Source organism: Bdellovibrio sp. (assembly GCF_047637665.1).
GTDB lineage: Bacteria > Bdellovibrionota > Bdellovibrionia > Bdellovibrionales > Bdellovibrionaceae > Bdellovibrio.
This window is the reverse complement of record NZ_JBLJBT010000010.1, coordinates 1-20,916: the sequence shown is the minus strand read 5'-3', so window position 1 is coordinate 20,916 and position 20,916 is coordinate 1. Positions and strand designations below refer to the sequence as shown.

Sequence of the window (20,916 nt, the reverse complement as noted above, 5' to 3'; positions counted from 1 at the left end):
AGGTCATTGAATGACCCAACCTCCATCTGCCACCAAGGCATGTCCCGTGACAAAGGAGGCCTCTTGAGAGTTAAGCCAAAGAACAGCGTGGGCAATTTCGGGCGGCGTTCCCAAGCGTCCCATGGGAGTTCCCTCTGCCATTTTTTCTTTGGTGACGTGAAAGTACTTGGCATATCTTGCCAACATCGGAGTATCGATAAATCCGGGACAAATCGCATTGACGCGAACACCGTACTTGGCGTATTCCAACGCCGCCGCTTTGGTCAGACCTAGAACGGCGTGCTTGCTGGCGACATAAGGGGCCATATTGGCAAAACCGGTCAAGCCCGCAATCGAGGAGCAATTCACCACCGCTCCTCCACCATTCTTCGCCATCTGGTCCAACTGATATTTCATGCACAGCCAAATTCCGCGAATATTGATATTAAAAACTCCATCCCAGTTTTCATCAGTACAAGAGCACAACGAACCCGGTTCCCCTTCCGTACCCGCATTGTTAAAAGCCTCCGTGATAGGCCCCAGAACATCACTGGTCTTAAGAATCGCACTTCGAACTTCTTCTTCTATGGTCACGTCACAAATGAAAGCCTCGGCGGGGACGTCACTTTTTTCGCGGATCTGACGAAGAGTCTCCCACGCCGCTTCTTCAGAGTAATCAACAACCGCGACGCGTGTATTTCGTTGCGCATAAGCCAACGCCGTCGCTCTGCCGATTCCCGAGCCCGCCCCGGTCACAAAGGCCACTTTGTTTTTCATAAACACCTCGCGTGTTCACCCCTCATCTTACGATTGTTGACTGGCGGCGTTCACCCCAATCACAGATCTTCTATGAAATACATAAGGCCAGATATATTTTTGCTGTAAGACAGATTTGCAGGAATTTATTCTTGAGGATTGAAATCAGACAAAACTTTGGCATCCACGTTGACCCTGATTTTAAAATCGGGATGCACTTTAGCAATAAATCCCCCGAGCACCCGTGGAGGCTCTAAGCCGAAATCGGTCAGCTTCGTCTCTAAGGTCGCCAGAATTCGTTTGTTCTCAGAATCAAGTTGAACTTCAAATCGAACATCGCGTGAGACGTCTTTTAAGGTCAAGACTCCGGGAAGTTCGGCACTGCCTGATTTTAGTTGTTCCAAGAAAGTGGCATCTAACTCTTTAGAATCAAAACGCAAAAGGCCTTTTGAGGACGAGCTCGTGAACAGTCGCTCAATGTCGACGTCTCTTTTGCGAATGCCGCTGTCAAAACTTCCCACCGGAATCACCGCAGAAACTACGAACTTTCCGCCTGAACTTTTTTTGATCCAAAATGTTCCCGAACAGCTTTTTCCAACGACTTCCGAATCAGAAATAAATCCCATTGTCTTCTGTGCAACATACTCAGAACAAAAGCCAATCCCCTCTGTGGCCTCTTGGGCGAAGGTCCCCACCGGCCCCAGAAGGAGGATAAAAAGCAAAGACATTACGTAAAAGCAGTTCACAAGGTCCTCCGAGGTTAGGTCGATGCCTTTCTCTTAGGTCGCCGCAATTGAAGGATCACAAAAAAGACGCCGAGGATTCCCACCACATTTATCCAGTCTTCCCCATGAAGGCCAGAAAGATGCAATAGTTTACTGAACCAAGGAATTTGAATAATCAAAACGGCGGATAAGACAGTTCCGGTAAAAATCAATCTGGAAGCGATCTCACGAAGGCCTGTCAAAGCCGCCACGATCATCGCACTCCACAAGGTTAAAAGCGCCAAAGCTTTGGCGCGGGCATGAGTCGCATCTCCGCTCTCAGAAAAGCTGGAAACATAGCTTAAAGTCAGAACCCCTGTAAAAACCAATCCGAGAATGCTCAACCACCACCCCTCACGCCTTGAAAAGAAGAAGAGGTTCTTACTGCGCTCGTGAATCTGCAAGCGATCTTTCTGTTTATCTGACGACTTCTGCTGAAACGCAAAGAGAGCGGAGGGATGGATCAGCAGCTCCAGCCAAACAACATGCACAGGCAAATAAAGAAGTGGGTACCCCATCAACGGAATTAACGCGGCCGTCAACACCAGAGGAATATGGATAAGAAGAAGATATTCGAAACTTTTTTTCAGACTTAAGAAAAGTTGACGACCTTCGCGAATGGCATTCACGATCGTACTGAAGTTGTCGTCCATAAGGATGATGGAGGCCACTTCTTTGGCACTGCGGGTTCCCCGCTCTCCCATCGCAATACCAATGTCAGCCGCCTTCAAGGCTGGCACGTCATTAACCCCATCTCCCGTAACCGCAACCAGCTCACCCGAATGACGAAGGGCGCTGACAATGCGAAGCTTTTGTAAGGGATTGCAACGAGCCACGATATCCAACCCTTTTAAAAAGTCAGGATGATCGGCCAACCAAGACTCTGCAAATTTTTCTGCCTCATCTTCCGCCGACACCACAACCGGCGAGCCCTGCCCAAGGCCGATGTCTTTTCCGATGGCCAAGGCCGTCTCGCGATGATCGCCGGTGATCATCAAGACGCGAATGCCATTTTTTTGACAGTAACTTATGGCCGCCGCCACTTCTTTTCGCGGAGGATCTTCAAATGCCAAGAGTCCACAAAAAATAAAATCCTCTTGCGGCTCTTGCGTCAGATCCTGAGAAGTCAGTGTTCTTTGAGCACAAGCTAAAACTTTGTGCCCGTCTTGCGCCCATCGGGATGTCTTCTCAAGCCACTGTGCTCGCTCTTCTATCGACAACTTCGACATGGAAAGAACCATCTCGGGAGCCCCTTTAAGACAACAGATATCCTGTCCTTGAGAGTTCTTAACGAAAGCCGCTTCTCTTTTTCGATCTTCGGTAAAAGGGAAAACCCGAAGGCGTTGCAAATGGGGAATCGCTTTTTCTTGCGCTCTCTCATTGATCGCCTGATCGACGGGGTCCATGCCAACGCGGTCAGAGGCCTGGGAGGCGACCCACAACAAATTTTCTTCACTTTCTGAGGGGGCCACATCGAGATGAACAAGCTTAAGCTGACCTATTGTGATCGTCCCTGTTTTGTCCGTACAAATCTGTGTCACACGCCCGATATTTTCAACGGAGACCGCGCGACGAACCAGAGCATGTTTGGTCGCCAAACGATAAACTCCGACTCCTAAAAAAAATGTGAACACCACCGGAAACTCTTCAGGAATCGCAGCGACAGCCAACGTGGCCGCACTTAGAAGAGCATCCAACCAGCCATATCCCTGATAAATTCGCACTGCCGCCAAAAGAAGACAAAAAACAGCCGCCGAATACACCAACACCTGAACCAACTTCGTTATCGCCTTTTGCAAAGGAGTTCTTTCATGGGGAAGTCTTCCCACGGAGTCAACAATCTCGCCATAGGCCGTTTGACGACCCGTAAAAAGAATGCGCAAAAACCCATGTCCAGTTAATACACGCGTTCCCGCATGTCCCAACTGTTGCGCTTCAACCAATACTTCATCCTTGCTATTCAACCATGAATCTTGAAACGCCAACGGGCCTTTCGTTATCGGAAAGGCCTCTCCGGTCAAAAGAGACTCGTCCACTTGAAGACCGTCCGTCTGTTCGAAGAAACCATCGGCAGGTAAATATTCGCCGGAAGAAATCCGCACAAGATCTCCGGGAACAAGTTCCTGCGAAGGCAGAGTTTGTTCGACCCCTTGGCGAATCACAAGAACTTGCGATGCCAACTGACTTTTTAAAGATCGAATCGAGGCCTGGGTCCGGCGATGAAGGATGGCATCCATAAAAAGCAAAGGCAGAATGGCAACAAACAGCACCAATCCTTCACTGGGCTCTCCCACAAGAAAAAAAATACTGCCAATGCCGACCAAAAACCAAATCATAGGATCTTTAAGAGTTTCCTGGGCCAGCTCTATCCAAGGATTCCCGGCAACTTCGACAATTTCATTCAGACCGAAGTGTCTGCGTTGTCTTTCCACTTCGTCGCCACTGAGTCCCTTCTGGGACCGTTGAATATCTTTTAAGTTTTCGAATGAAATCTTTTTTCTCATAATCAGCTCGTGAGATCGTTATACTCCCATTAGGAAGGGTCGTCGCTGAAAATATTGTTATAGAGAAACATTTAAAAGAAACTGGAATTCTGACAATTCTCCTATTACACTCTGAGGATATGGAAACAACACGCACTCGCTCCAAAGCAGGTCACATTGATATTGCGGGATTTCAGCTTGGCTTCGTCTCGGAAGGGCAGGGTGACCCGGCCCTGGTGATCGGAAGTTCTGTCTATTATCCCAGAACCTTCTCACCACAACTGCGTCAACATTTTCATTTTCACTTTGTTGACCATAAAGGATTTGTCCATCCGCCCTCAGGAAATTTCGCAAACAGCACTTTTTCCCTGGATGCGATTATCGCGGACATTGAAGCGCAAAGAAAATTTTTGAATCTCGACCGCTTCACGATCATTGGACACTCTGGCCATGCCTTTATGGCACTCGAATACGCCAAAAGATATCCACAGCATATTCAAGCCGTCGTCCTTCTCGGAGTCAGCCCTAACTACAGCCCTTCCAGTCATGAGGCTGGGCAGAAGTATTTTGACGACTTTGCCTCCTTAGAAAGAAAAGAAGCCTTGACGGAGAATCTAAAACATCTTGGACCGGAAATCGCAGCGAATCCCGAGAAACGATTTGTCACCTACTGCCTTCGCATGGGACCTAAGAGCTGGTATGAAATCAACTTTGATGCCACCGAACTTGTTGGCGGGGCGTCTATACGAACATGCAAGTCTTTGACTATGTTTGGGGTGAGGTTTTCCGAGATATTGATATCACTCAAGGTTTGGATAAGCTGAATGCTCCCGTCTTCTTAGGTTTGGGACGGTATGATTTTCTGACGGGCCCCCCGTCTTTATGGGATAAAGTCCTGCCTTATTTTAAAAATATCGAGTGTAAAATCTATGAGAAAAGTTCTCACACGCCTCAACTGGAAGAAAGTCATCTTTTTGATCAGGATTTATTAACCTGGTTCCAGAGAGTAAAAACGACCTCAACGCCCTAAAAGAATCAGCTCCTCTTGCGGGCCCTTACCGACACAGGGATTGCAAAACATTCCACCCCGGCGTCACGGCGGGCTCTGAGGGGGATTCGTCCGCCATAGGTTCATACTGCGTCAACAGATCATTTTCGTATTTAGAACAATCTCTTTTTCGAAACTGACTTTCCCTTGGCAAAGACTCCAACACCGTCACCAGAAGATCCATATGGGATTCATCTAAAGCCCCCTGGGGAGCGCTGTTATCACGCAAGGCTTGGATCTGTCCAAGAACTCGATTCACGGCGCGAAACTTATCTCGAGGGTTCTTAGCTTTTATCACTTCCTTTTGCAGAAGTTCCGCGTAACTGTCGACCTGAGTTCTCAAACTTCGTGAGCTGCGAATTGGAATCTCGTGATGGCGACGGGATCGTACCGCCCCGAGGGCATCCAAGACCAAGAGCCATAATAAGAGTGTTAAAATGGATGTCTTCATGCTCACCTCCCGTCCTTTTATCTTATGTTCCTACAGTTTTTTCAATCTCGACTGGGGCTTGTGCCTGATTACTGATACCTTTTTAATGTAGATCGTTGAGGAATCACAATGAAAACACTATTACTAATTTGTACTTTTCTTTTTCCCTTGGCCTCGTTTGCCTCTGACAAAATGGATATGGCGTGTGTGACTGAGTTTCCCACCACCAGCTTCGTCGTGCGAGAATTCGGGGGCACAGTGGTTGTTGAAGTCTTTCATCACAATGGCACGGGATATATGCCGATCTTTGATGGGCTGGCGACTCCGAATGATATAGCGACCTTGGCCGCTCGCGCGCAGACGCTGTCTTCTTTACCGACCGTTCAACGTTACGAATGGCCTCGGGAAAAATGTGAAATTCAAGACGATATGATCGAATCCTGCTTCGGTTTGACAGACGCTCAGGAAATGAATGGTCACAAGGTCAAAGCCTGGGCCTTTTCTTCTGCCCTAGTCATGGAAAAAAGTTTTGCGGGAAAATTTAACTCCCGCAAAGTTGTCTTGGATATTGATGTTGACGGAAAAAGCTTCTCGGTCCCTATGAAGTACGCCGAGAATGAGTGCTCACCTTATTTGCAGATGAGATCCACGACTTTAAAAGCTCTTTCGACAAAAGGCTCTTTTTGATCTTTTGAATAGGACTGCATCATCGTAGTGACTTCTTTTTTGTAGTCCCCGCATTTCTTGGCCTGAAATTCTTTTTTTTCAGGCAAGAACGCCAAAGAATCCATGAAAAGGCTCATATTCAGCTCTTTTTCTTCCGCTTGGCGAGGATTCTTCGCTCGCAGATCACTCAATTCGCGATAGGACTTCAAAAAAGAATCATACTTCTTTGTAATGTCCTTTTCTTTCTTAAGATCCGTTTCTAATTTTGCAATTTTCTTCTGAAACTCGGAATACACGTCCACCTTCGCCGCCCGCGCCGCACCCGCCACCGAGCCGCCAAGAAGGAAGATCAAAATTAAAGCTCTAAAAATTTGGATTCTGTGCATGTTCCCGCTCCTAGTCCTTTATCTAAAACTCTGGCTTGCGCTTTTACCGCCGCTATATAGACAGAATCTTTATAGGCAAAAAGATACTCCGCCAATGTCAAAGGTTTGCCCTTTTTACCCAAGGCCTGCACGCGAGCCTCCCCCGCCTTGGCTTTAAACTGAGGACCTGTCGGCCAATAGTTCATATCAAAGTCTGCCTTCGTGATAGGATATTTTTTTATCGTTTCAAGACGGTACTTCAACCATTCACGGAAGAAAACCGCAGGGCGACCCGGCCCCGAGTTGTAAGCCATCACAAAAATCATCTCTTTGATTTTTTCAATGTCGTACCCTTCAAGACCCGCCTCTTTCATCAAAGCTTCTGCACCTCGGAAGTTCGGATCTTTAGAGTCTGTGGATCTACTGAAAGCCCCATTCGAATTTCGTTTCGTCGAATGATAGAAGATTCCATAGTACACCAGACTGCGCAGTGGATTGGGCGGTGTTGAAATCGCGTGGCAACGATTTGAGTCAGAGCTCAGAATCTCTTTGCTATTTTTAGGCATAACACCCGGAATTGAACGCAAACGCTGGCAAGATTCTTTGCTGCTGCCGGTGATGCGTCCTTTGAAGTTGTCATAATTTTGTGCCACGTCCGCCAAAGCTTGGTCCGTGAACTGCCCAATACCGCCATCATTCACCAAACCGAAAGCATTTACATGCAATCCACTTTCATTGGAAAGTTTAGGCGCAATAAATTTCGCAGGCACATCCAAACAATCTGAAACGTCAATAAGTGAGTTATAGACCAAGTTGACATAATCTTCGGTCACACAGGCTTTGTGCCCATAACGCTCAGGCACACCGTCAGGATCACTATCACACTTTGAAAAGAGGCGAGGATCTTGCCTGTAGTCCTTCACCTCTTTGACTTCACGCTGATCCGATGGCGGCGCGGAGCGATTCCATTCAATATCCGCCTCCCTTTTTTCCTCAGGAGACAGCGCACGATCTTTCCAGAATCTTTTCATGATATAAAGTGCGCACTTACGCGGTAAAACATCCGCCGTTTTGGAATAATCTCGACCTCCGACAAAATAACCTTTGGGGTCGATCTTTTTGAAGGCTTGAAACTTGTCTTGCAGATAGTTCCGATCAGGACCGCAGTCGGAGGGTTTTTCGAAGCTAAGAACGTTGGTCTGATCTCCGAATTGGCATGAACAACTCATGTCCTCTTTCGGCGTCATTCCACTCAATGATTGATTGACGGTTTGAAGCTTTTTAAGGACTTGCTCCTCAGCCGTCGAAGCATAATCGCTGTACCCTGTTTGGTAATAAAGACTATAACCCCCAAACACAGCAAACGAAGCAAAACAACAAAATGTATAAATCCAAAAGGATGCTTTAGATTGCTTCACCACTATCTCCCTTTCCTACAGGTCGGCGAAAACGCCTGCGCGAATCTCATCATCTCCTTATCTGTTTATTTGGGTAAAAACTGAATGTCCTAAGGTCTAGAACCCGCCTTCAGGCAGGTCCAGGTCTATGCCTAGAAACTATAGCTGATAGCTAAGAGCGTGTTTGCTCCGCCTAAGAAATAGAAGACGGAGCGAACCTCCGCGTTTTGTTCTTGAGAGGCACTGTAAAGATTGGCAACCGCAATCAAAGCGTGCGTGGCGACACGAATCCAACGACGACGTTCGTTTTCCTTTCGCTCTTTGAAAAGATAGCGCTGCAGAACTTCATTTTTCTCGGTCACCGAGAGGGACGAACCCTCGATCGCATAAAAGAAGGTGTCCAACTCATTACTGGTCCAGTATTGTGTCGCGCCCCACCCGATGGCGATCAATCCCACATTGGAGGTGATCGCAAAAATCGTGCGACTGAAGACCTCCTCGGATTGATAATAACCAAAGCCCCCACCGACGGCCGCGACCGCCCCTGAGATCATATAACCCAAACCGACTCGTTCATTTTCTTTCTGTTGATGAAGAATGTATTCGCGAAACTCTGTCCACTGAGCGGGTCCCGCATACGAGGAGTCTCCCTCAGAAGCCCACAGCGACGTCGACGCCAACATAAGAACAAGAAGATAGATTCCAATTCTCATAACGTCGCCCCTAATTGCATGAAGACGCCACGATTATCTTTTTCAGTCCAATAAGAAAGACCGCCGGTAAAGCTCTTATAAGATATCAAGAACCCCGCGGCATGATCCCCCTCTGAGGCACTGGCGACGGCATGAAGAATTCCCAAACGATAGGCCGCCGCCGCTCGCACCGCTTCGCGCGCATTTTCCGTTTGCGCATTGACTTGAAGCTGCACACCCAACTCTAAAAGTCCTAAAGGAATCTCGGGCTTAACGGAAACTCCCAGAAGGGCTTCCGGTTGAATAGGATACTGCTCGCTCTTCTGACTGGAGACTCCCCAGTGCGCTAACATTCCTGAAATCTGGGGCTGCCAAGTGACTTCTTCCCAGGCATAGAGAAATCCAGGTTCCAAATAAAACAACTCTTGCGTCTGTGCGGAAAAAAGATGTTCCGAGTCCCCGGCAAAAGCCTCACTCAAAGCGAAGTACTGACCAATAAAACGCACATGCGTATAGCGCGCCTGCACGCCGGCGTAAAAATTATCCTGCATGTAGCTTGCAATTTGCCCCTTCACACTTTGTTCTTCAGCAATAACAAGATCCACCATCGGCAAAGCGGGATTTTCAAAACGACTGACCGCCACCAGGCGATACGGCCCAAAGGACACACCCCACGTCGCGGCTTGAAAAGACGCCTCGATGGAAAAATCAGCTTCCATCGATTCTCGATGGGAAAAAAAACGAGCCACGGCCCCTTCATGGCTTTCGCCTCTTAAGATTTCTTCGGCGTCTTTGAGATACTCCATGCGGCTTCCCATAAAGAGATCGGCGTCAAAACGAGGTCTTCGAGCTTTCGCGACCGCTGCTGGATTACAGGGAAGTCCCCTCTCGACACTGTCCAACGTATAGCAGGCGCTCCCCAAAGAGCGCGACAAGAAGCGTGTGCTTCCATCGCGCAAGGTCGCCGGCAAAGTTTCTCCATTGGCCAGAACACAGAAGAAAAAAATCAGAAATAAAATTCTTAGATGCACAGGTCCTCCTCGGGCCACGGCACCGCATTCATCTGCTCTTTAAGACGTAAAATTTGCTCTTGAAGATTTTGAGACTCTTGAGCCTGAGCGGGAAAGGCGATCGCTAAATCTTGCAAAAGAAGTGAGACGCCGTCCAATGCCCTTAGCCCCCAAACAAAGTAGGCACGCAGTGGTTCGGTACAGATTTTTTGGGTCTTTTGTGATTTCCAATTTTTAATGCCCTCTTCAAGCGCCGACTTCAATAACACCACTCGCAAGGTGGCGCCGTAAAGACGTGCTCCGGGAGTCGTCTCATCTTTTAAGATCTCGAGGGCCTTTGCTAAATCTTTCCGTTCCTGAGAACCGACCGAAGGAATGCGCGCCCACTGTTGAGAGTAACCCTCGAGGAAGAGGAGAACCCCAGCGACTTGCTGAGAAATATCTTTGCTTACCACAAAAGGCTCGGGAGATTTCACCGATCTTGCGACGACAAAAGAATAAATTTGCTCAATCCGCACTCCCGCCCGGGCAGCATAAGCTGACGCCCACGCCATCTTCACATGAGGATGAGGATCTTTTTTCGCAAGATCAGAAAAATACTGAATCGCCTCATCATAACTCTGGCTGTCCATCATAGAAAAACCTCGAGAAAGAGACTGCTCCCGCGTCCGAGGTTCCTCTTTGGACTGGCAAGACGAGACACAAAAAATAAGCGCATACAAAACGATTTTGAGGGCTGTTTTCATATATAACGGAGATACTAATGCCACGCGTTGTGAAATTCGATATGACACATGCCGCAGTATAATTAATTCATTGATCCTTACTTCCCCGCAATATACCCCTGCGCAAGTGTAACCCTTCACAGGAGAATGACGTGCTTCGTAACTTGCTTTTTTCTATCTCCCTCATCTTGAGTGCTTCTGCTCAAGCGGCCGTTTGGACTGAGGTCAACGACTGGTCTGCAACTTATGAAAATCGTTTTGCAGAGTGGGTCCGATCTGAGTGGCGAGTTGATTTCTTTTCTCGCAAGTATCTTCCGAATGGCCAAAACAATCCTTATTATGGCTTGCGCGTGGATTGTGCTGACACCGTTTATTCTATGCGTATCATTTTCGCCTATGAAAACCGCCTGCCTTTCGTTGCGCAAGATCCGACGGCTTCAGGAAAAACTATCTCCAACAAAATGAGTCGCTGGGACAAGGAAAGTGAAATCACACGCGTTCGCAACTTCTTGTGGTTCATCTATGAAACGATGAGTACGCGCTCACTTCCTAATGACACTTACCCTATCGCCATCAGTCGCGACACCATTCGCTCAGGTGCTTTAATGGCGACGACCAAAAAGAATCATCACTCGTGGACTGTGAAAGAAATTCTGCCTATCGGTGTTCCCCACTTGGTCTTCAACTCCGTTGTCGGCTCGAACTCAGGATACGGCCTGCAAGAACGACAATCTTGGCCCAATCCTGATTGGGTTTTTGAAACTGATTTCACTCCTGCGGGCAATGCCGGGTTCCGTTATTGGAGACCCACCTCCCACATTAACAAACCCGTGTGGGAAGTCCCTGGCTACAGTGAAGAACAGTATCGCATTCCTTTGAATAAATGGGTTCGCTACGTGCAAAACCGCCTGGCGCTTCGCCAAGAAACGGACAATCAATTAATCACCCGCCTTATGAAAACCACTTGTGAAGGACTCACAGGACGAGTGATTGCTGTGAATGATGGTTTGGGTTATCTGAAAAAGAACTCTCGCTGCATGGACTATGCAACCTATGACACTTACTCAACACCCAATAGAGACCGCCGCGTTTTTGACGATTTTATGTCTTTGCGTCGCTCCTATCGCGAGATATTACAGATCAACGGAGGCAATCAGTTAAGTGCCGATCTGGTCAATCAACTGAATAAGATCTTCCCCGCGATTCAAAAATCTGTCGCGACGGAAGCGGCTCAGATGGCAGTCCAAGGACAAACAGCTTCCTCAGTCTGTGTCACAGAGTACCTTCCGGGCCAAAGCATGGACCTGGCAGAGTTCAAACGCCGTCTTTTCCTAGGACTTATTTCCAACAACCCTCATGACGATGGTTCCTATCGCTGGGGCGAATTGCGTGGACCTTCACAGCGCGCGCGCAGTTGCCAATCTTGGGACCCTTGGAGTCCCGATCTTAACCAAGAGTAAGCAAAGGACGTATGGAACCGATCAAATTAAAAACATGGATTCTTTGGGCTCTGGTGCTTTTCGGCCTGGGCCTTTTGACGGATTACTATTTTCTGCACCTGCTGTTCCATGAAAAACAAAACGCTCTGAATGGCGCAAAGATTGTGTCTGCAGAGTCTTCGCAAAATTCTTCCAACCCCGCTCTTTCTGATGAGTCTTTTCTGGGGGCGCCCGAGAGTTCAGAGTCATCCCCGGAAGACTCCAATAAAGACAACTTTCTTTCTGCCTTGCAAAACTGTGCCCCGGAAATCGCGGCTCAAACTGTGGGGACCCCGGAGGCCCTTGTTGAGTATTTACAAAAAAGCGTCGGCGTAAAAAAAGAAGACGTGTCGCTGGAAAACTATCATCTCACTTTGCCAAATGGGTCTTTGCGACGCATTCATGTTATCGTTGCAGACAACACCAATAGCTCCAGTAAAAAAGAATTGCGCTTCTTTAAGTTGGATGCGGAAGGGTATCCCGAGCGTCTTTCTTTAAAAGGAAATGAAACCCTCCAGTCTTTGTTGGCCCTGGGCACTGTAACCAAGCACGAGGCTCGTTCTCAATTTCTTTTGAAAGACGACTCTTCCCTGGCTTTGGAGATGCACGACCAGAAGGTCTTCGAACTTCAGTACAACAATCACGGCAAAGTTCTTTCCTGTCGCTTCAAAGATTGCCTCTGCCAGTAGGCCCTTAGTCCAGGACCACATTAAGTTCCTGTCACAATATTTCAAATTGCAAACCCTCTGCTAAAATCAAAAAAGGCAGAGGGTCTTTTTTATGAGAAAACAGAGTTCGTTTTTACATAGCAGAAATTTGTGGATCTACTATGCCCTCTTTTTTTCCGGTTCTTTGGTTTTAGTTTATCAGGCTTTCGGATGGGATGTGATTGGTGACTCTGTTAACTTCCTGTGTCTGCTATTTCTGATCAATGGCATTTTTGCCAAACGCCCCCTGCACATTCTTGAAAACTCTTTGCTGATGACCTTAGGGTATATTCTTCCCTTGTTAATTCGCAATTCTTTAAAGCTTTCATACACCGAAGCCCCCTCCATGAAGGACTTCCTCTATCTCGCTCTGGTTTCAAGCTCCACGACGTTGGCTTTTGGGGTTGCCTTCTCAAGTATCGGATTTACGCTGGGCTATATCTCAACAAGAGTTATGCAAATGAGTCGCAGTAAAGTAACGACTCGCTCTCTCAGTGAAGACTGAATTTAAGGACTCAGTTCAAGATCGTAAGTTGAACAAAGAGCCAACGGATAGGTTTTCTTTTTAATCGCTAAAATCAAATGTCGCGCTTCACGTCCTACCGTAGAAGCATATCGAGCGCCGTGACAGCTCACAGAACTGATCGGCTGCACAACCGGAGCCGCCGGAGTTTCATCATTTACAAATTTCTCTAAGATCGCGATCTCAGGGGCTCCCCAAAAGGAGATATCTCCCCCCTTCACCATCACGGCCCCACAACAGTTATCTCGTAAAGCCAACAAAAAAGATTCAGGGCCCCACTGCTGCAAGTCCGCCGCTAAAATCAAACGTGAACTGTCCGGTTTCCTTTGGGATTGTTTGATTGGATCGTGACTGCAGGAAACAGCAAATAAAACGGCCAAAGCTAACAACATCTTCATTTTTGAACTCCTGCTACACCCTTACTTGCGGACTTGATTTGCTTGGCAAAACCTTCCAAGGCCAAGCCCGACACCAAGGACGTACCGTCCTGAGTCCCACCAAACATAGCGAGTTGCTCTGAAATAGCTTCTAGACGCATCTGCAAACTGCCAATGACAAAGTCCCGCTCCTCTTTATCCAACTTAGCAACTTCAGGAGAATCCTTCGCCTGCTTCAGATAATTCAACAAGGCTTTGCTGGTATCCAGAATGTTTTTAGTGGCTTCTTTCGAGATCGCGTTACCTCGCAGGGCTCGGTCTTCCACGCAGACCTCAAACATACCGACCTTCTGAAAAGTCTCTTTGATTTTCTCGGGAATGTTCGAGTTGTTTTCTAAATACTCGTCCATGGATTGACAACGAAAGAACGCGACCGCTTTATCGCACGTCGCCCCTTCCGTGATCTCGTTCTTACGGCATTCCTCCTGCCGTGGCACTTGATAAACCTCATAAACATTATCCAAAGACTGAAGGTCATAAGGAGCCATCCGGCTGAAGCCATTCTTTGAATAGGCTACTTTCTCGGAAATATAAATGAAGCCGTGATACTCGGGAGTTTTATCTTTTTTGACCTGACGAATGGCCCCGACATCTCCCGCAATTTTTTCTTCGCCATCTTTTAGTTGGCGACACAGCGGCGGCCGCATGTAGAAGTTCATCTCTTCAGGGCTTGAATAGCGAAGGGCTGGAAGAATTTTGCTCATGACCAAAGAAAGATTCCAGCAATTTGGACCATCCGTTTGAGGGGTGGCTCCTTGATATTTGACCACGTGATCTGGCACACAGTCTGTAATATCAAACTGACAATAGTTCTTTTTAATTTCTCCGGGGGCGGAGGTGTCACATTGTTTTCCCGTTTTCGCCAGAAGATTCCACTGCGCTAAAGAGCTCACAATTTCTTGTCCCTCTTCACAGTTGGTTTCCCTCAACAGCAAACGATCTTTGCTCTTTCGAACATTGAAGGCCTGAGCCAGTGATGTCATAAAAATAAGTACAAAGAATGCGTGTTTCATTCTTTGTCTTTATCGACATAATTTTGCTTCTATAAAATCCAACCTAAGTCCAGAACATCAATCGCCAGTACTTCCTAAAAGCTGTGCCTGCTCAAAACGACTTTGTTCTGCCATCACCATCTCTGAAAGTTCTCTCTTCAGTTTATTGAAGTCTCCATCCGACGGGTTGCGAGGTCTGGGAATTTCCACACAAAGGTCCTTTTTGACAGTCCCAGGTCGATAGCTCATAACAATGATTCGATCCGCCAGGTAGATCGATTCTTCAATACTATGAGTGACAAAGACGATGGTTTTCTTTAATTCGCTCCATATTTTCAGAAGTTCATCTTGCAGACTTCGACGGGTCAGGGCGTCCAATGCCCCAAAAGGCTCATCCATCAACATGATCGGAGGATCCAAGGCCAATACTCGGGCAATGGCCACTCTTTGTCTCATGCCCCCAGAAAGATCTTTAGGGAAGCGCTTTCTAAAGTCACTGAGCTTAAGCATCCGCAAAAGATCCGCCAGCTTCTGTTCGACCTTGGCAGGGTTCTCTTTTTTGATTTTAAGACCGAAGACGATATTCTCTTCCACGGTCATCCAGGGGAAAAGGGCGTATTCCTGAAAAACCATTCCTCGATCAGGGCCGGGCTCTAAGATTAGCTTTCCATCGACATTGATCTCTCCCTGACTGGGTAAAGAAAAGCCCGCAATGGCATTAAGCAAAGTGCTTTTGCCACAGCCCGAGGGCCCCAGAAGACAAACGAACTGCCCCGAGGGAATGGAAAAATGAATATCTTTAAGAGCCACCACTTCCTGCTCAGAGCCCTTAAAGACCTTCGAAACATGATTGATTTCAATTTGTGTTTCACTCATGAATCTAGGCCCCGATGCCAACGCAATAGATAGTTATTTAAGTAGCTCACAACCGTATCAATCGCTAAACCTAAAAGGCCAATCGAGAACATTCCGGCAATAATTTTGTCGGACCAAAAGTACTCACGCGCCTCTAGAATGCGATAGCCCAAGCCATTATTCACGGCGATCATCTCGGCCACGATCATACAAATAAACCCCGTACCAATTCCAATGCGCACACCACTCAAAATATAGGGCATGGCCGCCGGGACAATGACTTTACGAAACATCAACACCGGACCGGCCCCCAGATTTTTTGCCGCTCGGATATAGATGCTATCCACCGCACGCACCCCCACAATCGTATTCATCAGGACGGGAAAAAAAGCCCCTAAGGCAATCAAGAAAACGGCAGGAGGATTTCCCAACCCGAACCACAAAATGGCCAGTGGAATGTATGCAATAGGCGGAATGGGACGCAGGACTTGAATCAAAGGATTTAAATAATCATAAATGGTTCGACTGGCCCCCATCAAAAGCCCCAACGGCAAGGCCAAACCGCCTCCGATAAGAAAACCCAACATCACTCGATAAAAACTTTCAAAGAGATCACGCACCAGTTCTCCTGAAAAAATCCACGCCCATCGTGAACTTGTCTGTGGATCATAGGATTCTAAAGGAAGAAGATACTGATACCATCGAATCAAGACCGCCGAAGGAGCCGGCAGAACTTGGGGATTCACCCATCCTAATCTGACAATAACTTCCCAGGCGATCACAACCAGCGTGGGAACCCAGACTCCTTTTATTTTTGAAAGAAATCCCGTTCCCGTCATGAGTCACCTATTTTACGTCCAAAGTTTTTTTTGCCTCAGCCAATAAATCCAACTTCACCCAGTCCACCGCTTTGGGAGGTTTTTGCATGCGACCGACACCAAACTTTTGCATAAAATCCGTCGTGATCTGAATGTGTTCCACGGTCAAATCGTACGTGTAGGGAGAGTTTCCAATCGCATCTTTAAAATCTTGTTCGGTGATTTGATTTTTGAACATCTTTTGAATCACAAACTTCTGGGCGACCTCCGGCTTTTCAATGAAAGTTTTTGTCGCCTCGACAAAACATCTCATAAAACGTTCAGCGACATTTTTTTGGGTGTTATACATTTTTTCAGTCATCACCAAGGTTCGAATGGGTTCCCCCATCGGAGTGTCGTAGGGTTTCAACAACTCCACACCGAATCCTTTATTAATGGCTTGCGAAGACTGCGGTTCACTTTGTGCCATGGCATCGATATTTTTTGCCTGAAGGGCCTGATTGAGATCTGCGAAAGCCATATACACAATCTGCACATCTTTTCCCGGTTGATCGGACCAAGTCAGATTGTTTTTGCTGAGCTCCGCCAATAAAAGAAGCTCCTGGGCTCCCCCGCGAGCCACTCCCACTTTTTTCCCTTTGAAGTCTTTCACTGATTTGATATTCGCGTCCGGTCGTATAACGATCCGAGCGCCCCCTTCCGCAAACCCTGCCACGGCGTAAATCGGAACACCCCCGGCTCTTCCGGCGATCGCGGCATCTGCGGCACTGGCTGCCACATCGATCTCGCCAGCAATGATGGCGGGCATGATATCAATACCTTTAGCAAAAACTCTCTCTTGCACCTTCAAGTTGTAACGGCCACAGATCTCCGTCATATAGCTAATGGCTCCGTAGTGCGCGAACTTCAGATTTCCCACTCGCACGACATCTTTTTTCTGAGCTTTGGCATCAAAATTGAGAATAGACAGAATGAGGAGAAAGAAGAAACTGAGAAGCAGTTTTGAGTTGCGCCGATATCCTGGTTGCATAAACGACCTCCCCTGATTTTGCCTTCATGAAACTCCTGAAACACCAGACTCGCAATAAGTCTTATGACAGAGGCCCGGAGTCGGATCATGTAGAACAACAGAAACTGCATGGGGAAAGATCACAGAGGGCATTTTCAATTCTATAATAAGAAGGCAACCAAGGAGTCCATTATGAAAAGAAAAACCGTAAAACAGACAAGAGCGAAAAAAGCGCGTAGCGAACCACAAGAAAGTATCGAAGAGGAAGCCTCTCTGACCCTGCAACCGAAGATGCGACTTTCGCGCAAGAACTCCGGCGACTTCCGGGAAAGACAGAAAATTCTTTCCCAACCCCAAAACTCTGTGATTCCTTCGGGACGGCGCTAAATAAAAAAAGGGGCTTTTTAAAAAAGCCCCTTTTCAATCTCATTATCTTTTTCTCTTTAGAGCCAGCAGCTCTTAACTCCGCGCTCTTTGGCGACGTCCTTTGCAAGTTCATAGCCCGCATCCAAATGTCTAAAGACACCCATAGCTGGGTCTGCTGTCAAAACGCGCTCTAAGCGACGAGCCGCTTTTTCAGTACCGTCAGCGACGATCACTTGCCCCGCATGTTGGCTGTAACCCATTCCCACGCCACCCCCGTGGTGCAAACTCACCCAGGTGGCTCCGCAGGCCGTGTTGACAAGAGCATTGAGAAGAGGCCAATCACTGACAGCGTCGGACCCGTCTTTCATCGCTTCGGTTTCCCGATTGGGCGACGCCACAGAACCACAATCCAAGTGATCGCGACCAATCACGATCGGCGCTTTCACTTTGCCTTCAGCGACAAGTTTATTGAACATCAAACCGGCTTTCACACGCTCTCCATATTCCAACCAGCAAATACGCGCGGGAAGTCCTTGGAAGGCAATACGTTCTTCGGCCATATCCAGCCAACGCAGAAGATCTTTCTTGTGAGGGAAAAGTTCTCTCATCGCATCGTCAGTCACTTTGATATCGTTAGGATCTCCCGACAAAGCCACCCAGCGGAAAGGACCACTGCCCTTACAGAAAAGAGGACGAATGAACGCGGGCACAAATCCAGGATAATCAAACGCATTGGTGACTCCGGCTTCCAACGCACGCTCACGCAAGTTATTGCCGTAGTCAAAAGTCACAGCGCCGCGATCTTTCATCTCAAGCATTCCGCGAACGTGTTTGGCCATAGAGGCGTAAGCCGCCGCCAAATAAGCCTTCTGATCTCGCGTGCGGAATTCCTTGGCCGTCTCAACAGTGTAACCTTCAGGAATATATCCCACCAACGGATCGTGAGCCGATGTTTGATCGGTCAAAAGATCGGGAGTAAAATTTTTCTCAATCAACTGATGAATAACCGTCGCCATATTGCCCAAAAGAGCAATCGACTTGGCCTCTCCCGCCGCCGTGTATTTACGAACACGCGCAATCGCATCGTCGATATCAGTCGCCACTTCATCCACGTACTTGGTCTCAAGACGTTTTTGAATACGCGTAGGGTCCACCTCAACAGCAAGAACACAGGCACCGGCAAAAACACCAGCCAAAGGCTGAGCTCCGCCCATTCCCCCAAGGCCCGCTGTCAAAATCACGCGGCCCTTCAAACTTCCGCCAAAATACTGACGACCGGCTTCAACAAAAGACTCATACGTTCCCTGGATGATTCCTTGAGTTCCGATATAGATCCACGATCCCGCCGTCATTTGGCCGTACATCATCAGACCTTTTTTATCGAGCTCATTGAAGTGCTCCCACGTCGACCACTTCGGCACAAGGTTCGAGTTTGCAAGTAAAACACGAGGCGCGTCTTCATGAGTCTTCAAAACACCAATGGGCTTTCCCGACTGCACCAAAAGAGTCTCATCATTTTCAAGATTCTTTAGGGCTTCCAAAATTTTATCAAAAGATTCCCAGTTCCGAGCCGCTTTCCCGATTCCACCATAAACCACCAAATCCTCAGGACGCTCAGCCACCATCGGATCCAAATTATTCTGAATCATGCGATAAGCCGCTTCTTGCAGCCACCCCTTACAAACCAACTTATTCCCAGTGGGAGCCCTAACAACACGAGACATTTTTCCTCCGGAGGTACGCCGTACCTTTTTGAAGTGCGCGGCGTTATAGTTTTATCAATCCATGTACTTTTTCAACACGATCGGAAGCAGGTACCTACCACTCCAGATCGCCGACTGTTTTTTGAGTTACTTTTAATAGTTCGTTTGAGTTCATCAAAGCCTTGATGACTTCCACGTCCTTTGAGAACACGCGATCTTCCTTCGCGAATGGAACATCTTTGCGGATCAAATCGTAAGCGGCCCTCACCGCTGCAGTTGGCTTCAGTGGAGCCACCAAATCCAAAGCTTGGCACGCCGACAACATCTCCATCGCGACGACATTTTCTGCGTTTCGCAAGATCTGATTGAATTTTCTCGCGGCAATCGTTCCCATGGAAACGTGATCTTCTTTTTCTGCCGAAGTGGGAATCGAATCCACGCTCGCCGGATGAGCCAATACTTTATTCTCACTGACCAATGATGCCGCTGCTACCTGGACAATCATATGGCCTGAGTTCAAACCGCCATTGGGAGTTAAGAACGCCGGCAACTCACTCATTTGAGTTGAAATCATTTTTGAAATACGACACTCACTGATGCTCGCCTGAGAAGAAATTGCAATCCCCGCAAAATCCATCGCGTGCGCGACCGGCATTCCGTGGAAGTTTCCACAAGAAAGAACCTTATTGGCATCAGCAAATACCAACGGATTGTCCGTTGAAGAATTGGCCTCTGTCTCAAGAACCTTTGTCACATATCTCAAAGCATCTTTCGCGGCCCCATGAACCGCCGGCATACAACGAAGAGAGTACGCATCTTGCACACGGTGATCGTCAGTAAAGTGACTTTGCCCGATCTCGCTTATTTCGCCCATCAGCTTCATCAAGTTACGCGCGGTCTTCGCCTCTCCCGGATGAGGACGGCTGGCCGAGATTAAAGGATCAAACGCCTTGCGAGATCCACGCAAGCCCTCTAAGGACATGGCCCCCGCTAAATCCGCCATCCACAATAAGCGACGCGCCTCCCACACAGACAAGAGACCAATTGAAGTCATCACCTGACAACCATTGATCATGGAAAGACCTTCTTTGGCTTTCAACTCAAGAGGTTTGATCCCCTTTTCTTGAAGCAGCTTTTGTACCGGCACGATTTTACCGTCAGCTCCCCACGCATCGCCCTCACCGATGATCGTCAATGCCAAATGTGAAAGCGGCGCCAAGTCGCCACTGGCCCCCACAGAGCCTTGAGACGGCACAACAGGAATGATGTCGTTATTGAGGAATTCCAAAATCTTTTCGACCACCACCGGACGAATTCCACTGTGCCCTTTGGCTAAAGCATTCGCACGAAGAACCATCATCGCGCGTGTCTCGGTCTTCGTAAATGGAGTGCCCACACCCATGCTATGAGAGCGGATCAGATTTTTTTGCAGTTGTTCGATTTCAGAATCAGAAATACGCACGGATGAGAACGCTCCAAAACCGGTGTTCACACCATACATGACTTCGCCACTGGCAATACGTCCTTCGATATAGTCCCGGGACTTTTGCATCTGCGCTTTTCCAGATGCGGCAAGCTCCGCCTTGATCTGCGGATTGTGAGCAATTTCGTAAAGACTTTCGAGCGTGATATTTTCGCCGGTGATCTGCATGGTTTTTCGTTCTCCTGAAAAGCCCGCATCCTAGCGCATTGACTCTATTTTAGGAACTTTCC

Annotated in this window: 22 protein-coding genes; 6 read left to right on the top strand and 16 right to left on the bottom strand. The window is 47.9% G+C overall.

The genetic code is table 11. The features are described from left to right. Window positions 1-3: 3 nt before the first annotated feature. From ACM64D_RS02100 to ACM64D_RS02090, 3 genes are all read right to left on the bottom strand, one after another. Window positions 4-756, bottom strand: coding sequence for a glucose 1-dehydrogenase (locus tag ACM64D_RS02100; protein WP_415061532.1), 753 nt, complete (start codon window positions 754-756; stop codon window positions 4-6). A 125-nt stretch (window positions 757-881) separates the two neighbouring features. Further along, on the bottom strand, window positions 882-1,481 hold the full coding sequence (locus ACM64D_RS02095) for a YceI family protein (protein ID WP_415061531.1): 600 nt from the start codon (window positions 1,479-1,481) through the stop codon (window positions 882-884). Between the two features lie 14 nt (window positions 1,482-1,495). Beyond that, the gene (locus tag ACM64D_RS02090) at window positions 1,496-4,003 is read right to left on the bottom strand and encodes a cation-translocating P-type ATPase (RefSeq protein ID WP_415061530.1); all 2,508 of its coding nucleotides are present in this window, start codon (window positions 4,001-4,003) and stop codon (window positions 1,496-1,498) included. 119 nt (window positions 4,004-4,122) lie between these two features. Between ACM64D_RS02090 and ACM64D_RS02085 the strand changes: the two genes are divergently transcribed. After that, on the top strand, window positions 4,123-4,806 hold the full coding sequence (locus tag ACM64D_RS02085) for an alpha/beta fold hydrolase (RefSeq protein WP_415061529.1): 684 nt from the start codon (window positions 4,123-4,125) through the stop codon (window positions 4,804-4,806). Window positions 4,807-5,037: 231 nt separating this feature from the next. Here ACM64D_RS02085 and ACM64D_RS02080 read toward each other — a convergent pair whose 3' ends face one another. After that, window positions 5,038-5,481 carry a hypothetical protein gene (locus ACM64D_RS02080; RefSeq protein ID WP_415061528.1) on the bottom strand — a complete coding sequence of 148 codons (444 nt, stop codon included), beginning with the start codon at window positions 5,479-5,481 and terminating at the stop codon, window positions 5,038-5,040. Between the two features lie 108 nt (window positions 5,482-5,589). On the opposite strand from ACM64D_RS02080, the gene ACM64D_RS02075 reads away from it, so the two are divergent. Then, complete coding sequence (locus ACM64D_RS02075) at window positions 5,590-6,147, top strand: hypothetical protein (RefSeq protein ID WP_415061527.1); 558 nt, start codon at window positions 5,590-5,592, stop codon at window positions 6,145-6,147. Here the strand turns inward: ACM64D_RS02075 and ACM64D_RS02070 are convergent. From ACM64D_RS02070 to ACM64D_RS02050, 5 genes are all read right to left on the bottom strand, one after another. Continuing rightward, window positions 6,090-6,512: a hypothetical protein gene (locus ACM64D_RS02070; RefSeq protein ID WP_415061526.1), complete on the bottom strand. Its 423-nt coding sequence runs from the start codon at window positions 6,510-6,512 to the stop codon at window positions 6,090-6,092. The two genes, ACM64D_RS02075 and ACM64D_RS02070, sit on opposite strands and share 58 nt — an antisense overlap. Then, a complete protein-coding gene (locus ACM64D_RS02065) occupies window positions 6,482-7,909 on the bottom strand; it encodes a hypothetical protein (RefSeq protein WP_415061525.1) in 1,428 nt (475 codons plus the stop codon). The genes ACM64D_RS02070 and ACM64D_RS02065 overlap by 31 nt, the downstream gene beginning before the upstream one ends. A gap of 131 nt (window positions 7,910-8,040) precedes the next feature. After that, window positions 8,041-8,601: a hypothetical protein gene (locus ACM64D_RS02060; RefSeq protein ID WP_415061524.1), complete on the bottom strand. Its 561-nt coding sequence runs from the start codon at window positions 8,599-8,601 to the stop codon at window positions 8,041-8,043. After that, on the bottom strand, window positions 8,598-9,611 hold the full coding sequence (locus tag ACM64D_RS02055) for a hypothetical protein (protein ID WP_415061523.1): 1,014 nt from the start codon (window positions 9,609-9,611) through the stop codon (window positions 8,598-8,600). Before ACM64D_RS02055 ends, ACM64D_RS02060 begins: the two co-directional genes overlap by 4 nt. Beyond that, complete coding sequence (locus ACM64D_RS02050) at window positions 9,602-10,225, bottom strand: hypothetical protein (RefSeq protein WP_415061522.1); 624 nt, start codon at window positions 10,223-10,225, stop codon at window positions 9,602-9,604. The genes ACM64D_RS02055 and ACM64D_RS02050 overlap by 10 nt, the downstream gene beginning before the upstream one ends. A gap of 242 nt (window positions 10,226-10,467) precedes the next feature. On the opposite strand from ACM64D_RS02050, the gene ACM64D_RS02045 reads away from it, so the two are divergent. The 3 genes from ACM64D_RS02045 to ACM64D_RS02035 all read left to right on the top strand — a co-directional run bounded on the left by ACM64D_RS02045 (window position 10,468) and on the right by ACM64D_RS02035 (window position 13,005). Then, complete coding sequence (locus ACM64D_RS02045) at window positions 10,468-11,775, top strand: hypothetical protein (RefSeq protein ID WP_415061521.1); 1,308 nt, start codon at window positions 10,468-10,470, stop codon at window positions 11,773-11,775. A gap of 11 nt (window positions 11,776-11,786) precedes the next feature. Next, a complete protein-coding gene (locus tag ACM64D_RS02040; protein WP_415061520.1) occupies window positions 11,787-12,482 on the top strand; it encodes a hypothetical protein in 696 nt (231 codons plus the stop codon). Window positions 12,483-12,573: 91 nt separating this feature from the next. Beyond that, complete coding sequence (locus ACM64D_RS02035) at window positions 12,574-13,005, top strand: hypothetical protein (protein WP_415061519.1); 432 nt, start codon at window positions 12,574-12,576, stop codon at window positions 13,003-13,005. Between the two features lie 2 nt (window positions 13,006-13,007). Here the strand turns inward: ACM64D_RS02035 and ACM64D_RS02030 are convergent, their stop codons facing one another. From ACM64D_RS02030 to ACM64D_RS02010, 5 genes are read right to left on the bottom strand one after another with little or no spacing between them, the layout of a single operon-like run. Beyond that, window positions 13,008-13,421: a hypothetical protein gene (locus ACM64D_RS02030; RefSeq protein ID WP_415061518.1), complete on the bottom strand. Its 414-nt coding sequence runs from the start codon at window positions 13,419-13,421 to the stop codon at window positions 13,008-13,010. Then, window positions 13,418-14,473 (bottom strand): hypothetical protein, encoded by a 1,056-nt coding sequence (locus tag ACM64D_RS02025; RefSeq protein WP_415061517.1) that lies wholly within the window; start codon window positions 14,471-14,473, stop codon window positions 13,418-13,420. Before ACM64D_RS02025 ends, ACM64D_RS02030 begins: the two co-directional genes overlap by 4 nt. Before the next feature lie 57 nt (window positions 14,474-14,530). Further along, window positions 14,531-15,328, bottom strand: a complete 798-nt coding sequence (locus ACM64D_RS02020; protein WP_415061516.1) for an ABC transporter ATP-binding protein — start codon at window positions 15,326-15,328, stop codon at window positions 14,531-14,533. Further along, window positions 15,325-16,146: an ABC transporter permease gene (locus tag ACM64D_RS02015; protein ID WP_415061515.1), complete on the bottom strand. Its 822-nt coding sequence runs from the start codon at window positions 16,144-16,146 to the stop codon at window positions 15,325-15,327. Before ACM64D_RS02015 ends, ACM64D_RS02020 begins: the two co-directional genes overlap by 4 nt. Before the next feature lie 7 nt (window positions 16,147-16,153). Then, window positions 16,154-17,155, bottom strand: a complete 1,002-nt coding sequence (locus tag ACM64D_RS02010) for an ABC transporter substrate-binding protein (protein ID WP_415061514.1) — start codon at window positions 17,153-17,155, stop codon at window positions 16,154-16,156. 171 nt (window positions 17,156-17,326) lie between these two features. Between ACM64D_RS02010 and ACM64D_RS02005 the strand changes: the two genes are divergently transcribed. After that, the gene (locus tag ACM64D_RS02005) at window positions 17,327-17,521 is read left to right on the top strand and encodes a hypothetical protein (protein ID WP_415061513.1); all 195 of its coding nucleotides are present in this window, start codon (window positions 17,327-17,329) and stop codon (window positions 17,519-17,521) included. 56 nt (window positions 17,522-17,577) lie between these two features. Here ACM64D_RS02005 and hutU read toward each other — a convergent pair whose 3' ends face one another. Further along, entirely contained in the window at window positions 17,578-19,224 is a 1,647-nt protein-coding gene (gene hutU / locus ACM64D_RS02000) for a urocanate hydratase (RefSeq protein WP_415061512.1), read from the bottom strand. 94 nt (window positions 19,225-19,318) lie between these two features. After that, entirely contained in the window at window positions 19,319-20,854 is a 1,536-nt protein-coding gene (gene hutH, locus ACM64D_RS01995) for a histidine ammonia-lyase (RefSeq protein WP_415061511.1), read from the bottom strand. Between the last annotated feature and the right edge of the window lie 62 nt (window positions 20,855-20,916).